This is a genomic window from Amycolatopsis sp. NPDC043887 (genome assembly GCF_056435665.1).
The window spans coordinates 16,964-30,668 of sequence record NZ_JBWKEB010000002.1 but is presented as its reverse complement, the minus strand read 5'-3'; the positions used below and the strand labels follow the sequence as shown (position 1 = coordinate 30,668).

Here is a 13,705-nt window from a genome sequence, read left to right as displayed (position 1 = left end):
TGCACGCGCCCGACGGGCCCCAAGCGACAATGAGCCCCGATGACTACCTCGCGAAGTGTGCTCGTGCTCGGTTCGACCGGATCGGTCGGCGCCCAGGCCCTCGACGTCGCGGCCCGTAACCCGGAGCTGTTCCGGGTCGCCGGGATCGCCGCGGGCGGCTCCGACCCCGCCGCGCTGGCCGCGCAGGCCCTGGCGCACCAGGTCGACGCCGTGGCGATCAGCAGGCCGACGGCCGTGGAAGACCTGCAGCTCGCGCTGTACGCCGAGGCCCAGAAGCGCGGCTACAACCGCGGCGACTTCAAGCTCCCGCGCATCTTCGCCGGGGCCGGCGCCGTCGTCGAGATGATCGACGCCACCCCGGTCGACGTCGTGCTCAACGCGCTCCCCGGCTCGCAGGGGCTCCCGCCGACCCTGCACGCGCTCGCCACCGGCGCCACGCTCGCGCTGGCCAACAAGGAATCGCTGATCGCGGGCGGACCGCTGGTGCTGGCCGCGGCCAAACCCGGCCAGATCGTCCCGGTCGACTCCGAGCACTCCGCGATCGCCCAGGCCTTGCGCGCCGGCCGCGAAGCCGAGGTCGCCCGGCTGGTGCTCACCGCGTCGGGCGGCCCCTTCCGTGGCCGCAAACGCGAGGAACTCGCCGACGTCACCGTCGAGCAGGCGATGGCGCATCCGACCTGGTCGATGGGCCCGCTCATCACGATCAACTCGTCTACTTTGGTCAACAAGGGACTGGAGCTGATCGAGGCGAAGCTCCTGTTCGACATCGAGACCGACCGCATCGACGTGGTGGTTCACCCGCAGTCGATCATCCACTCGATGGTGACCTTCGCGGACGGCTCGACGATCGCCCAGGCCAGCCCGCCCGACATGCGGCTGCCGATCGCGCTGGCCCTGCACTGGCCGGATCGCGTCCCCGGCGCCGCGGCCGCGTGCGTCTGGGACAAGCCCGCGAGCTGGACCTTCGAGCCGCTGGACAACGAGGCGTTCCCCGCCGTCGAGCTGGCGAGGCACGCCGGAACCGTCGGCGGCTGCATCCCGGCGGTCTACAACGCGGCGAACGAGGAACTGGTGGCCGCCTTCCTGGCACAGAACACCGGCTTCACCTCGATTGTGGACACTATTGCCCAGGTGGTGGAAGCCGCCGACGAATGGCGTCGTGAACCTCGCGACGTGGATGACGTACTAGCTGCCGAGCGCTGGGCTCGCGCGCGTGCCGGTGCGCTGATCGGTAAGGGGAAGTAGCGCGTGGTCTTCATTCTCGGGATCGTGCTGTTCGCGCTGGGCATCTGCCTGTCCGTCGCGCTGCACGAGGCCGGCCACATGTGGGCGGCGAAAGCCTTCGGCATGAAGGTCCGGCGCTACTTCATCGGCTTCGGGCCGACGATCTTCTCCTTCCGTCGCGGTGAGACCGAGTACGGCATGAAGTGGATCCCGCTCGGCGGGTTCTGCGACATCGCGGGCATGACCGCGCTCGACGAGGTGACCCCGGAAGAGTCGAAGCGCGCGATGTGGCGCTTCAAGACCTGGAAGCGCACCGTCGTCATGTCGGCGGGCTCGGCGATGCACTTCATCCTCGGTTTCATCATCCTGTACTTGATGGCCGTCACCATGGGCCTGCCGAATCCGGCCGCGCAGGCCGCCCCCACCGAAGCCGTGATCAGCGCCACGTCCTGCGCCCGCGCGGCCACCACGGTGGAGCAGCTGAACGACACCACCTGCCCGCCGAACGCCCCAACCCCCGCGAAGACCGCCGGTCTCCAGGCGGGCGACAAGGTCGTCTCCGTCGCGGGCAAGCCGATCAAGACCTGGCGCGAGATGCTCGCGGCCGTCCAGGTCGCCAGCGGTCCGACGCCGTTCGTGGTCGAGCGGAACGGGCAGCGGCTGAACCTGACCGTCGACGTGCCGAGGGTGCAGCGGCTGGTCGCCGACGGTTCCAACAACACCACGGTCAAGGACGTCGGCATGATCGGCGCCTCGCCGATCCAGAACACCGCGCCGCCGCTGCTGAGCTACGGCCCCGTCGACGCGGTCGGGGCGACGTTCTCCTTCACCGGCACGATGTTCTCCGAGACCGCCAAGCGGCTGATCGAGTTCCCGTCGCGGATCCCCGCGGTGGTGGATTCCATCTTCGGCGGCGAGCGCGACCCGAACACCCCGGTCAGCGTGGTCGGCGCCAGCCGGATCGGTGGCGAGGCCGCCGAGCGCGGTCTGTGGGAGATCTTCGTGCTCCTGCTGGCGAGCCTGAACTTCTTCATCGGCGTGTTCAACCTGCTGCCGCTGCTCCCGCTCGACGGCGGGCATATCGCGGTCGTCTGGTACGAGCGGGTCCGCGACTGGTTCCGGAAACTGCGCGGCAAGGCGGCGGGCGGACCGGTCGACTACACCAAGCTGTCCGCGGTCACGATGGTGCTCGTCTTCATCGGCGGCGCGGTGACCCTGCTCACCGTCACCGCCGACATCGTGAACCCGGTCAAGCTGTTCCAGTGACGCGGGAGGACGGTTACGGAGCGCGCTGTCAGCACCGTTGGGCTGCCCAGGTAATGCTGCTCACCGTGACGGCTGACGTCGTGTATGTCCGCCGATCGGGGTAGGTACGCTTGAAGGCGTGACTGTCGCTCTAGGTATGCCAGCGCTTCCTCCTCCCGTTCTCTCCGAGCGTCGCAAGACCCGACAGCTGCAGGTCGGGCCGGTGGGCGTGGGCAGCGAGCACCCGATTTCGGTGCAGTCGATGACCACCACACTCACCTCCGACGTCAACGCGACCCTGCAGCAGATCGCCGAGCTGACCGCTGCGGGCTGTGACATCGTGCGCGTCGCGTGCCCGTCCGCGGACGACGCCGAGGCGCTGCCCGCGATCGCGAAGAAGTCGCAGATCCCGGTGATCGCCGACATCCACTTCCAGCCGAAGTACGTCTTCGCCGCGATCGAGGCGGGCTGTGCGGCGGTCCGGGTGAACCCGGGCAACATCCGCAAGTTCGACGACCAGGTCAAGGAGATCGCGCGGGCCGCGAAGGACCACGGCACCCCGATCCGGATCGGCGTCAACGCGGGTTCGCTGGACAAGCGGATCATGGACAAGTACGGCAAGGCGACCCCGGAGGCGCTGGCCGAGTCGGCGCTGTGGGAGGCGTCGCTGTTCGCCGAGCACGACTTCTACGACGTGAAGATCTCCGTGAAGCACAACGACCCGGTGGTCATGGTGCGCGCGTACGAGATCCTCGCCGAGCAGTGCGACTACCCGCTGCACCTCGGCGTCACCGAGGCGGGCCCGGCGTTCCAGGGCACCATCAAGTCGGCCGTGGCCTTCGGCGCGCTGCTGCGCCAGGGCATCGGTGACACCATCCGCGTTTCGCTGTCCGCGCCGCCGGTGGAAGAGGTCAAGGTCGGGATCCAGATCCTGCAGTCGCTGAACCTCAAGGAGCGCAAGCTCGAGATCGTCTCCTGTCCCTCGTGCGGCCGCGCGCAGGTGGACGTCTACACGCTTGCCGAGCAGGTCACCGCCGGGCTGGAGGGCATGGAGGTCCCGCTGCGCGTCGCGGTCATGGGCTGTGTCGTCAACGGGCCCGGCGAGGCGCGCGAGGCCGACCTCGGTGTCGCCTCGGGTAACGGCAAGGGCCAGATCTTCGTCAAGGGCGAGGTCATCAAGACCGTGCCCGAGCACGCGATCGTCGAGACGCTGATCGAAGAGGCCATGCGCATCGCCGAGGAGTCGGGCCAGACGATCGGTGAGGGCGAGCCCACCGTCACCGTCGGCTGACTGGTCGAGACAACTGCAATGAAAGGCCCCTTCATCGCAAAATTTGCGATGAAGGGGCCTTTCATTGCACTCGGTGGCCTCGACCAGCCGAAGTTCTCTCAGCGTGTCGTGAAGCTTGCGTTCCGTTTACGCCGCCGATCTGGCACCCTGGAGTGGTGTTGCGGCTTGCAGGTGCACGGCTGCTCGATGATCGGGACTATCCCGCGGTCCGTGCCGCGCTCGCCACAGACCCGGTCGGCAGCTGCATGGTGAGTGCCAGGGTGGAGACGGCGGGTCTCGACCCCTGGCGGCTCGGTGGTGAGCTCTGGGCCGCGGATTCCCGCCCCGTTCGCGCGGGCAGGCTCCAAGGGCTGTGCTTCTCCGGGCCGAACTTGATCCCCTTGCGCGGCAACGCCTCCGCTTTGCGTTCCTTCGCCGATCGCGCCCTGCGGCGGCAGCGGACCTGTTCGTCACTGGTCGGCCCGGCCGAGCAGGTGCTGGGCCTCTGGGACGAACTGGAGCCGGAATGGGGTCCCGCCCGCGAAGTCCGGCACGACCAGCCGCTCCTGGCGCTCGACGGGATCCCGTCCGTCGCCACCGATCCGCTGGTCCGCGCGGTACGTCCGGAGGAACTCGACCGGTATCTCCCGGCCGCGATCTCCATGTTCATCGAAGAGGTCGGCGTCGATCCCCGCAACGGCGACGGTGGCGCCGGGTATCGCGCCCGCGTCGCGGAGCTGATCGCCGGCGGCCGGGCGTTCGCGCGGTTCGAGGACGGCGAGGTCGTCTTCAAGGCCGAAATCGGCGCGATGTCCTCGACGGTCGGCCAGATCCAGGGCGTCTGGGTGCATCCGGAACGCCGCGGCGGCGGGGTCGGCACGGCCGGGACGGCGTCGGTGGTGACCAGGCTCGTCCGCGGGATGGGCCGCACGGCGAGCCTGTACGTCAACGCCTACAACAGTCCCGCGCTCGCCGCCTACCGCAAGATCGGCTTCCAGCAGGTCGGGCAGTACGCGACGGTTCTCTTCTAGGCCGTGTCGTGTCCGGCCGGAAAGGGCCGGGGCTGGCAGGATTCGCAGCATGCCTGCAGGTCGTCGTGTCGCCGTCGTCGTGCTCGCGGGGGTGGTGGGCCTCTCGGCCGCCGGGTGCGGACTCTTCGCCGACTCCGGTCCTGAAGACGCCATCTCGGGCTTCCTCGGCGGACTCTCTTCCGGTGACGTCGCCGCCGCGGCCTCCTTCACCGATTCGCCGGAGGCCGCGCGTGCGTCGCTGGAGATGGCGCGGAAAGCGCTTTCGCCCGAGTCGATCACCGTCGTGGACAAGCAGGTCCAGCATTCGTCCGGGGCGGACGACGGGACGGCGACCTATCAGCTCAGCTGGAAGCTGCCGCGCGGCCGGACCTGGACGTACAAGGCCGACGCGCAGGTCCATTCCACGCAGGACGGCTGGAAGGTGCGCTGGTTGCCGACGGCGCTCCATCCGCAGCTCGCCGCGCAGCAGAGCATCGCGCTGAAGGCCGATCCGCCGGATCTCGCGCCGGTGCTGGACCGCGACGGGATGCCGTTGCTGCGCCCGCAGACGGTCGTCAGCGTGGTGCTCGACCCGGCGAAGGCGGGCGATCTGGTGGCCGTCACCGACAAACTCGGCGCGGCGCTCAACCGGTTCGAGGCGTCGGTGACCGGCCAGTCGATCCGCGACGGGGTGAAGACGCTCAAACCCGGCTCCGGCTATCCGGTGGTGAGCTTGCGGGCGAACAGCTACCAAGAGGTGAAGCCCGAGATCTACGACCTGCCCGGCGTCCGGTTCAGTCAGCAGGAAAGGCTGCTGCCCGACGACAAGAACTTCGGCAAGCAGGTGCTGCCCGCGGTCCGGTCGCTCGTCGAAGACCAGGTGGAGGGCTCCGCGGGCTGGCGCGTCGTCACGCTCGACACGGGCGGCGGCGAGATCATCGACCTGCACTCCGAGAACCCCAAGCCCGCGCCCGCGGTCGTCAGCACGCTCAGCGTGAAGGCGCAGGGCTCGGCGGAGCGGGCGCTCGCGCCGGTCCCGACGGCCTCCGCGCTGGTCGCGATCCAGCCGTCGACCGGCGAACTGCTGGCAGTGGCGCAGAACGCCCCGGCCGATACCCAGGGCGCGATCTCGCTCACCGGCCGGTTCCCGCCCGGCTCCACGTTCAAGATGGCCACCGCCGTCGCGGGGCTGACCGCGGGTTCGGTGCGGGCGGACAGCCCCGTCGACTGCCCCGGCACGGCCACGTTCGAAAACCGGACCGTGCCGAACGAGGGCAAGTTCGCGCTCGGCGTCGTCCCGCTGTCCACGGCGTTCGCCAAATCCTGCAACACGACGTTCGCGAAACTCGCGACCGATCTGCCGCCCGCCGCACTGACCGACGCCGCGCGCGACCTCGGCGTCGGCGCCGACTTCGTGATCCCCGGCCTGACCACGATCACCGGTTCGGTCCCGCCGGCGAACACTGTCGCGCAGCGGGCCGAGAACGGCTTCGGGCAGGGGACCGTCGTGACGAGTCCGTTCGGGCTGGCGGTCGCCACCGCGACGGTCCAGTCCGGGAAGGTCCCGGTGCCGACGCTGGTGCGGGGGATGGCCACGACGTCGTCCGGGCTCGGCAAGCCGATCAAGCCGGAGGTGCTCGACGCGCTGCGCGGGATGATGCGTGAGGTCGTCACCGACGGCACGGCGACGCTGCTCAAGCCCTTGGCGGACGTGCGGGGCAAGACCGGGACGGCCCAGTTCGGCGATGGGACGCATTCGCACGGCTGGTTCGTCGGCTACACCGGTGACCTGGCCTTCGCGGTGCTGACGACCGACGCGGGAACGTCCAAGCCCGCGGTCGAGGCCGCCCAGCGCTTCCTGACGGGGCTCGGCTAGCCGTCAGGTCGTAGGCTGGGCTCATGTCCGTTCGCTCCCCCTTGAAGCCCGGCGTCCAGACGCCGAGGCGAGTCGTCCCCGCCAGCATCGCCCGTCCCGAGTACGTCGACCGGCCGGCGCCGAAACGCGACACGGGCAACGGGGTCCGCACGCCCGAGGTGATCGAGGCGATGCGCGTCGCGGGCCGGATCGCGGCGCAGGCGCTCGAGGTGGGCGGCAAGGCCGTCAAACCCGGTGCGACCACCGACGACATCGACAAGGTGATCCACGAGTTCCTGCTGGACAACCACGCGTACCCGTCCACCCTCGGCTACCGCGCGTTCCCGAAGTCGTGCTGCACCTCGCTCAACGAGGTGATCTGCCACGGCATCCCGGACTCGACGGTGATCGAGGACGGCGACATCTGCAACATCGACGTCACCGCGTTCATCGGTGGCGTCCACGGCGACACCAACGCGACGTTCCTGGCGGGTGACGTCTCCGAGGAGGCGCGGCTGCTGGTCGAGCGCACGCGCGAGGCGACCATGCGCGCCATCAAGGCCGTCCGCCCCGGCAGGCAGCTCAACGTGATCGGCCGCGTCATCGAGGCGTACGCGAAGCGGTTCGGGTACGGCGTCGTGCGCGACTTCACCGGCCACGGCGTCGGCCCGGCGTTCCACACCGCGCCGACCGTGCTGCACTACGAGGAACCGTCGGTCGACACGGTCATCGAGCAGGGCATGACCTTCACGATCGAGCCGATGATCACCCTCGGGACGATCGAGTACGACATCTGGGCCGACGACTGGACCGTCACCACCAAGGACAAGAAGTGGACGGCCCAGTTCGAGCACACCCTCGTGGTGACCGAGGACGGCGCCGAGATCCTCACGGTGCCCTAGGCGGCTCGTGAGTGGTAAGGACGGTTCTAACCGTCCTTACCACTCACGAGACCGATGTGACCGCTGCTGCGCGTGGGACGAGCGTGCCGGTCCCAGAGGTAGTGAAGGCCTCCTTGCCAACCCTCAGGGTAGGCAAGGAGGCCTTCACGGACCGGGCCCGGGACCAACCGCAGCCGGTATCCCCGTATGTACCTGAGATCCCCTTACCGCTCGCGAGGATCTTGGGTCAGCTCTCGTCCTGCTCCACGCGGGCCAGGAGCTCGTCCAGGAAACCGCACGCCTCGCTGGCGGCCCGGTCGGCGTCGCGGTCGGCGATGGCCTCGGCGAGGCCTTCGTGCCCTATCTCCGGCAGGTACTCGCGCCCCGGCGTCACGTTCGACGTGGCGGCCACGCTGGCCGTGATCACCTCGGTGAGCCCGCGGTACATCTCGGTCAGCAGCGTGTTATGTCCACTTTGGACGACGGCGAAGTGGAATTCCGCGTCGAGGCGGGCGAAATCCTCCCAATGGCCATCGCGCAGCTCGGCGTTGCGGCGTTCGAGCAGTGCCTTCAGCTCGGCGACCTCCTCGTCGGTCCGCGACGCGGCCGCGAGCCGGGCGCCTTCGACCTCGAGGATGCGCCGCACCTGCAGCACCTCGCGCAGTTCCGAACCGCACAACCGCCGGATGGCGCCCGAGACCTCGCTCGTCGCCCGCACGTAGGTCCCGTCGCCCTGCCGGACCTCGAGCAGCCCCGTGTGCGCGAGCGCGCGCACGGCCTCGCGGACGGTGTTACGCCCGACGCCGAGCTGCCCTGCCAGCTCCGGTTCGGTCGGAATCCGCTGACCGATGGGCCATTCTCCCTGCGTGACGGCGTCACGCAGCTGCTCGATGACCTGATCGACCAGGCCGGCACGGCGCGTGGTGGCCAATGGCACAGCGTTGTCCCTTCATCCAATCATCCTATGTATGTGATACTAGCCGACGTGCGTGTCGACTCCCGAGAAGCCGTTTCCCCGTTCGACGAAAGTCTCGAACTCGAAGGCTCGATCGAAACGGAGTGGCGGCCGGGAGTGATCACCGGCGGCGTGCTGCTCGGTGTCGCGGTGATCCTGGTGGCGCTCAACCTGCGCCCGGCCATCACCAGTGTCGGCCCGATCCTCGGCGAGATGCGCGACGACCTCGGCGCCACGGCGACCTGGGCCGGTGTGCTCACCACGCTCCCTGGCCTCTGTTTCGCCGCCGCCGGTCTCGCCGCGCCCCTGCTGGCCCGCCGATTCGGCATCGGCGCGGCCATCGCTTCCGCGCTTTCGGTGCTGGCCGTCGGCCTGGTGCTGCGGGTGCTCGACGGACCGTACGTCGTGCTCGGGGGAACCCTGGTGGCCACGGCGGGAATCGCCCTGGCGAACGTACTGATCCCGGTCGTCATCAAGGACTCCTTCCCGGCACGTGTCGGCATGATGACCGGCGTGTACACCGCCGCTCTGCAGGGCGGGGGCGCCCTGGGGTCCGCGCTCACCCCTCCCTTGGAGAACGCGTTCGGCGGCTGGCGCCAAGGTCTCGGCGCCTGGTCGGTACTGGCGGTGCTCGCACTCCTCGTCTGGATTTTCGCAGCCCGCGGTGCGGGGCGTGCGCCCGTTGTCGAGGCAGGCAAGCAGGGTAGCGGGCGATCGCTCCTGCGTAGCCCCCTTGCGTGGATGGTCACGCTTTTCTTCGGAACTCAGGCCTTTTTGGCCTACGTCGTGATGGGCTGGCTGCCGGAAGTGATGATCGACGCGGGGGTGAGCAAGGGGGATTCCGGGCTGTTGCTCGGCCTGATCTCGCTCATCGCCGTCCCGATCAGTCTCGTGGTGGCGCCGATGGCCGCGCGGCACAAGAGCCAGAGCCCGTGGATCGTCGGACTGGGTGTTCCCGGCTTCGTCGGCATGGGCGGCATGATGGTCGCTCCGGCCGCCTCGCCGCTGCTCTGGTGCATCCTCATCGGGCTCGGGATGAGCGTCTTCTCGCTCGCGCTGACGGTGATCGCGCTGCGGGCGCGCACCGGCGAGGACACCGCGCGGCTGTCGGGGATGGCGCAGGGCATCGGTTACCTGATGGCCGCCGTCGGGCCATTCCTCTTCGGGCTGCTTCACGATCTCACCCACGGCTGGACCGTTCCCTGGATCATGATGCTCGCCGTCTTCGCCGCGCAGATGACCTTCGGCGCCTTGGCCGGCCGCCGCCGCTTCGTCTGAACGCGTTCAAAAAACATCTTGACCCGGCCGGGGCGGAGCCATAGCCTGATTGAGTTGAACCTGTTCAAAACTCGGTCCTGGGGGTCGGCGTGGTGGAGGGACCGGCGTACGGGGCGGCTCTGGCGTGTTTCGCCGCGGCGTGCGTCGCCGTGGCGCCGGAGCGGCCCGCGGCGGTGGCTTCGCCGCACGAGTTCTACCGCGCCGTGGACCGGGTGTGCGTGTGGGTATGGAAGGACAGCGGCGCGGATATCGAGCGCTACTGGCCGGATCCGAAGGGGGACGCCGCGACGGAGCTGCGCAAGTGGCAGCACTACGTCGCGACGCGGGTGGACGACGCCAAGGAGGTCCTCAAGGGGGCGACGGGGGTCCGCGCGGTGCCAGGAGGGGCGGCATCCGCGCGGGAGGAGTTCTTGGCGGCGATCCGCCGGTACGTCGAGGCGGGCGAGCGGTTCTCGGAGGACGGGGCCCGCTCGGCCGTCTTGATGGGCGCCTCGGACGCCGAGATGAACGCGGTGAGCGCGCTCGCGGCGCGGAACGGGGCCCGCGCTTGCGACCGCGTCGTCTGAGAGCGCATTTAGTCCTCTAAATGCGCCGTACTCGGGCGTCACGTGCGCCCGAAGAACGCATTTAGAGGACTAAATGCGGCGAAGGGTCAGTCCAGCGGAAGGTTCAGCAGCGCGTTCTCGACCAGTTCCGGCATCGCCGGGTGGATCCAGTACTGCCCGCGCGCCATGCTCTTCGCGTCCAGCCCGAAGCTCATCGCCTGGATCAGCGGCTGGATCACCGAGGACGCCTGCGGGCCGATGATGTGCGCACCCAGCAGCTGCCCGGTGGCCGGGTCGGCGAGCAGCTTCGCGAAGCCGGTGGTGTCCTCCATCGCCCAGCCGTACGCGATGCCCGCGTAGTCCTGGTGCGACGTCACGTACGAAACGCCACGCTCGCGCGCCTCGCGTTCGGTCAGCCCGACCGAAGCGACCTGCGGCGAGGTGAACACCGCGTGCGGGACGAACCGGTGGTCGGCCTCGATCCGCTCGTCCGGGTGCAGCAGGTTGTGCTGCACGACGCGCTGCTCGTGGTTCGCGACGTGCTTCAGCTCGAAGACCGACGAGATGTCGCCGAGCGCGTAGATCCCGTCGACCACGGTCTGCTGGTACTCGTCGACCACGACGTGCCCGCGCTCGCCCGTGGTCACGCCGGTGGCGGCGACGTCGAGGAGGTCGGAGTTCGGCGTGCGGCCGGTGGCGACCAGGAGCACGTCGGCCTCGACAGTCTCGGCGCCTTCCGGGCCTTCGAGGTCCAGAGCGACGCCCGACGCGGTCTTGCGCGCGCGGACGGTCTTCCGGTCGAGCCGGACGTCGAACCGCTGCGACGCCAGTTCGGTGAACCGGGCGCTGACGTCGTCGTCCTCGGAGCGCAGCAGCGCGCCGGACCGGTTGACCACGGTCACGTTCACCCCGAACGAGGCGAAGACGTGCGCGAACTCGGCCGCGATGTACCCGCCGCCCAGGATCACGATGCTCGACGGCAGCTCGTCGAGCCGCATCACCGTGTCGGAGGTGTGGTAGCCGGTTTCGGCGAGACCGGGGACGTCCGGGATCACCGGGCGCCCGCCCGCGGCCAGCACGAACCTGTCGGCGGTGATCGTCTCGGCTGGGCGGCCGTCGGAGTAGGAGACCCGCAGCTCCTTGTGCCCGGTGAAGCGGCCTTCGCCCTCGTACACGGTGACGTTCTTGTTGTCCTCGTGCTGGACGCGGTATTCGCGACCGCCGGCGGCGATCGGATCGATCCGGCCGAAGATCCGGTCGCGCACGTCGCGCCAGCGGACCTCGGTCAGCTCCTCGTCGACGCCGAACTTCGACGACGTGGCGGGCGTGGCCGCGACGTTGGCGGCGTGCACGAACATCTTCGTCGGGATGCAGCCCACGTTCAGGCAGGTCCCACCGAACGTGCCCTTCTCCACGATCGCCGTGTTCCAGTCCGCGAAGCGCGGGTCGAGGATCGAGTTGCCCGATCCGGTACCGACGATGACCAGGTCGTAGTGGGGCACGCTGTCTTCCTTTGCGGCGGGGGAGCGGGTGGTTCCGACTCTAGCCAACTTGTCACGGCGTGCGGTTGTTCCCGGTTCAGCGCCCGTTGGCGCTGAAGTGCATCCGGTCCGTCGGCGTCGTCCAGGTGCCGCCCCAGGTCCAGCCGATCGCGGAGAAGGCGGCCACGGTCCGGTCGCCGGCGGTGATCATCCCCGGCCGCCGGTTTTCCCGGTCGAGGTACGCCGACGCCAGCTCGGGCAGCACGAGGTCGCCCTTGGTGTACGGGTTGCAGAAGGGGTTGACGTCGATCGCGAGCCCGTAGGCGTGCGCGGACCAGTTCGTCTGGCCTCGCGCCGGACGGCAGACGAAGGCGTTGGTGTTGTTCCCGTCACCCGTCGGGAGAGCGGCGAGTACGGCGGGAGCGGTCACGCGCATTTCCTCCATCGGGAACTTCGCGGCGAACAACTGCCCGAATACGGTGACGACGGCGTTCGCCACCGACGCGTTCACGAGCATTTCCCCGGTATGCGCGCGGCCGTCGAAACCCCAGAACGAGAGGGTGAGATAGCGCAGTGCGCCTGCGGAGACGGGGCAGCCCGCCTGCCAGGTGCTGCGGGCGAGCACGTCGGCGGGAACGGGATTCACCGTGCCCGAGAACCGGTCTCCGGCCGGCGGCGGAAGCAGGTCGGCGGTCGGCAGGGAACGGTTCGCCAGCACGGGAGGAGTGGGGAGGATCTGCCCGAAGCCGTCACCGCGCAAGGGAAGCGGCTTCGCCCCGACCTGCCAGACGGGTGCGGGTGGCGGGGCCGAGGTGGTCGGAGTCGTTGCCGCCGAAGAGGTTTGGGTCGGACCGCTGGTGACGGCCGGGCTCGAACACGAGAAGAGCAGAAGGGCCGTAGCCGCCAGAATAGTCGCCGTAGCCCGCACGAGGTCCAGGGTGACAGATGCGTTCGGTGAGCACAGGTCCACCCGTTCCAGTGACACCACATCGGGCTTTCTCCGATTAGGGTATTCGCGATCGCTCGTGTACGCGCTGGAGTCGAATGACTTCCCAGGGTTTGACCGTACGTACGCCCCGGTGAAGGGACAGAACATGCCCAAGAAGTCACGTCGCACGCTGCTGCTCGCGGTCGGAGCGGTGCTCGCGACGGCCGTGATGGTGCCGGTCGCGGTCAACAGCGCGTCGGCGGACGACGGCTCGATGAGCGGCCCGGAGCAGGCTGCCCAGCCGAGGATCGTCGGCGGCGGCAAGGCTTCGGTCTCGCAGTACCCGTACGCGGTCTATCTGGCCGATCGCGGCGGCAACCAGTACTGCGGCGCGGTGATCGTCAGTTCCACCACGGTCGCGACGGCGGCGCACTGCGCGGTCGCGGTCAAGCGCGCCGATGTCCGCGTGGTGGCGGGGCGGGACAACAAGCGCTCCCGGGACGGCGTGGAGCTGCGGGTTTCGCGGATCTGGGTCAGCCCCGACTACAGCGGCGATCCCGGCAAGGGTGACGACATCGCGGTGATGACGGTCAGCGGCCAGTTGCCGTACCGGCCCGCGAAGGTCGCGGACAACGGCGACGCCGACCTGTACAGCGAAGGCACCAAGGCGACCGTCCTCGGCTGGGGCCGGGTCGCCGAGGGCGGCGCGCGATCGGACTACCTGCGCAGCGCGGTCGTCCCGGTGGTCAGCGACAAGACCTGCCGCACCGCGTACTCGGGCTACGACCCGAGCGACATGGTGTGCGCCGGCTACCCCGAAGGCGGCGTCGACGCCTGCCAGGGCGATTCGGGCGGACCGCTCATGGTGGGCGACACGCTGATCGGGATCGTGTCGTTCGGCGAAGGCTGCGCGAAGGCGGGCAAACCCGGCGTTTACACCCGTGTCTCCCACTTCGCGGACGAGATCTCCCAGCAGAAGAACCGGGGCCTGATCGGCTGATCGATGCCTTCTTCACGTCCGATGTGCTAACAA

General features: G+C 69.3%; 12 protein-coding genes. 9 read left to right on the top strand and 3 right to left on the bottom strand.

The window, feature by feature from the left end; translation table 11 throughout:
• Positions 1 to 39: 39 nt before the first annotated feature.
• The 6 genes from dxr to map all read left to right on the top strand — a co-directional run bounded on the left by dxr (position 40) and on the right by map (position 7,506).
• Positions 40 to 1,245: a 1-deoxy-D-xylulose-5-phosphate reductoisomerase gene (gene dxr / locus AC069H_RS05240; RefSeq protein WP_478231430.1), complete on the top strand. Its 1,206-nt coding sequence runs from the start codon at positions 40 to 42 to the stop codon at positions 1,243 to 1,245.
• A 3-nt stretch (positions 1,246 to 1,248) separates the two neighbouring features.
• The gene (locus AC069H_RS05235) at positions 1,249 to 2,490 is read left to right on the top strand and encodes a M50 family metallopeptidase (protein WP_478231429.1); all 1,242 of its coding nucleotides are present in this window, start codon (positions 1,249 to 1,251) and stop codon (positions 2,488 to 2,490) included.
• A gap of 118 nt (positions 2,491 to 2,608) precedes the next feature.
• Positions 2,609 to 3,760, top strand: coding sequence for a flavodoxin-dependent (E)-4-hydroxy-3-methylbut-2-enyl-diphosphate synthase (gene ispG, locus AC069H_RS05230; RefSeq protein WP_167373562.1), 1,152 nt, complete (start codon positions 2,609 to 2,611; stop codon positions 3,758 to 3,760).
• 155 nt (positions 3,761 to 3,915) lie between these two features.
• Complete coding sequence (locus AC069H_RS05225; RefSeq protein ID WP_478230674.1) at positions 3,916 to 4,770, top strand: GNAT family N-acetyltransferase; 855 nt, start codon at positions 3,916 to 3,918, stop codon at positions 4,768 to 4,770.
• Positions 4,771 to 4,819: 49 nt separating this feature from the next.
• Positions 4,820 to 6,625, top strand: a complete 1,806-nt coding sequence (locus AC069H_RS05220) for a penicillin-binding transpeptidase domain-containing protein (RefSeq protein ID WP_478231428.1) — start codon at positions 4,820 to 4,822, stop codon at positions 6,623 to 6,625.
• Positions 6,626 to 6,648: 23 nt separating this feature from the next.
• Positions 6,649 to 7,506 (top strand): type I methionyl aminopeptidase, encoded by an 858-nt coding sequence (map, locus tag AC069H_RS05215; RefSeq protein ID WP_478230676.1) that lies wholly within the window; start codon positions 6,649 to 6,651, stop codon positions 7,504 to 7,506.
• Positions 7,507 to 7,732: 226 nt separating this feature from the next.
• Here the strand turns inward: map and AC069H_RS05210 are convergent, their stop codons facing one another.
• On the bottom strand, positions 7,733 to 8,422 hold the full coding sequence (locus tag AC069H_RS05210) for a FadR/GntR family transcriptional regulator (RefSeq protein WP_478230677.1): 690 nt from the start codon (positions 8,420 to 8,422) through the stop codon (positions 7,733 to 7,735).
• Between the two features lie 48 nt (positions 8,423 to 8,470).
• Here AC069H_RS05210 and AC069H_RS05205 point away from each other — a divergent pair, with 48 nt between their 5' ends.
• Both AC069H_RS05205 and AC069H_RS05200 read left to right on the top strand, forming a co-directional pair.
• Positions 8,471 to 9,718 carry a CynX/NimT family MFS transporter gene (locus AC069H_RS05205; RefSeq protein ID WP_478231427.1) on the top strand — a complete coding sequence of 416 codons (1,248 nt, stop codon included), beginning with the start codon at positions 8,471 to 8,473 and terminating at the stop codon, positions 9,716 to 9,718.
• 89 nt (positions 9,719 to 9,807) lie between these two features.
• Entirely contained in the window at positions 9,808 to 10,284 is a 477-nt protein-coding gene (locus AC069H_RS05200; RefSeq protein ID WP_478231426.1) for a hypothetical protein, read from the top strand.
• 86 nt (positions 10,285 to 10,370) lie between these two features.
• Here the strand turns inward: AC069H_RS05200 and AC069H_RS05195 are convergent, their stop codons facing one another.
• Complete coding sequence (locus AC069H_RS05195; protein ID WP_478230680.1) at positions 10,371 to 11,765, bottom strand: mycothione reductase; 1,395 nt, start codon at positions 11,763 to 11,765, stop codon at positions 10,371 to 10,373.
• Positions 11,766 to 11,841: 76 nt separating this feature from the next.
• Complete coding sequence (locus tag AC069H_RS05190; RefSeq protein ID WP_478231425.1) at positions 11,842 to 12,504, bottom strand: M15 family metallopeptidase; 663 nt, start codon at positions 12,502 to 12,504, stop codon at positions 11,842 to 11,844.
• Positions 12,505 to 12,838: 334 nt separating this feature from the next.
• Here AC069H_RS05190 and AC069H_RS05185 point away from each other — a divergent pair, with 334 nt between their 5' ends.
• Positions 12,839 to 13,672, top strand: coding sequence for a S1 family peptidase (locus AC069H_RS05185; protein WP_478231424.1), 834 nt, complete (start codon positions 12,839 to 12,841; stop codon positions 13,670 to 13,672).
• Positions 13,673 to 13,705: the final 33 nt, after the last annotated feature.

What these genes read in the sequence shown, in the direction of transcription:
- dxr (WP_478231430.1), top strand. Translation starts at nt 40, where the DNA reads ATGACTACCTCGCGAAGTGTGCTCGTGCTCGGTTCGACCGGATCGGTC.
- AC069H_RS05220 (WP_478231428.1), top strand. Translation starts at nt 4,820, where the DNA reads ATGCCTGCAGGTCGTCGTGTCGCCGTCGTCGTGCTCGCGGGGGTGGTG.
- map (WP_478230676.1), top strand. Translation starts at nt 6,649, where the DNA reads ATGTCCGTTCGCTCCCCCTTGAAGCCCGGCGTCCAGACGCCGAGGCGA.
- AC069H_RS05185 (WP_478231424.1), top strand. Translation starts at nt 12,839, where the DNA reads ATGCCCAAGAAGTCACGTCGCACGCTGCTGCTCGCGGTCGGAGCGGTG.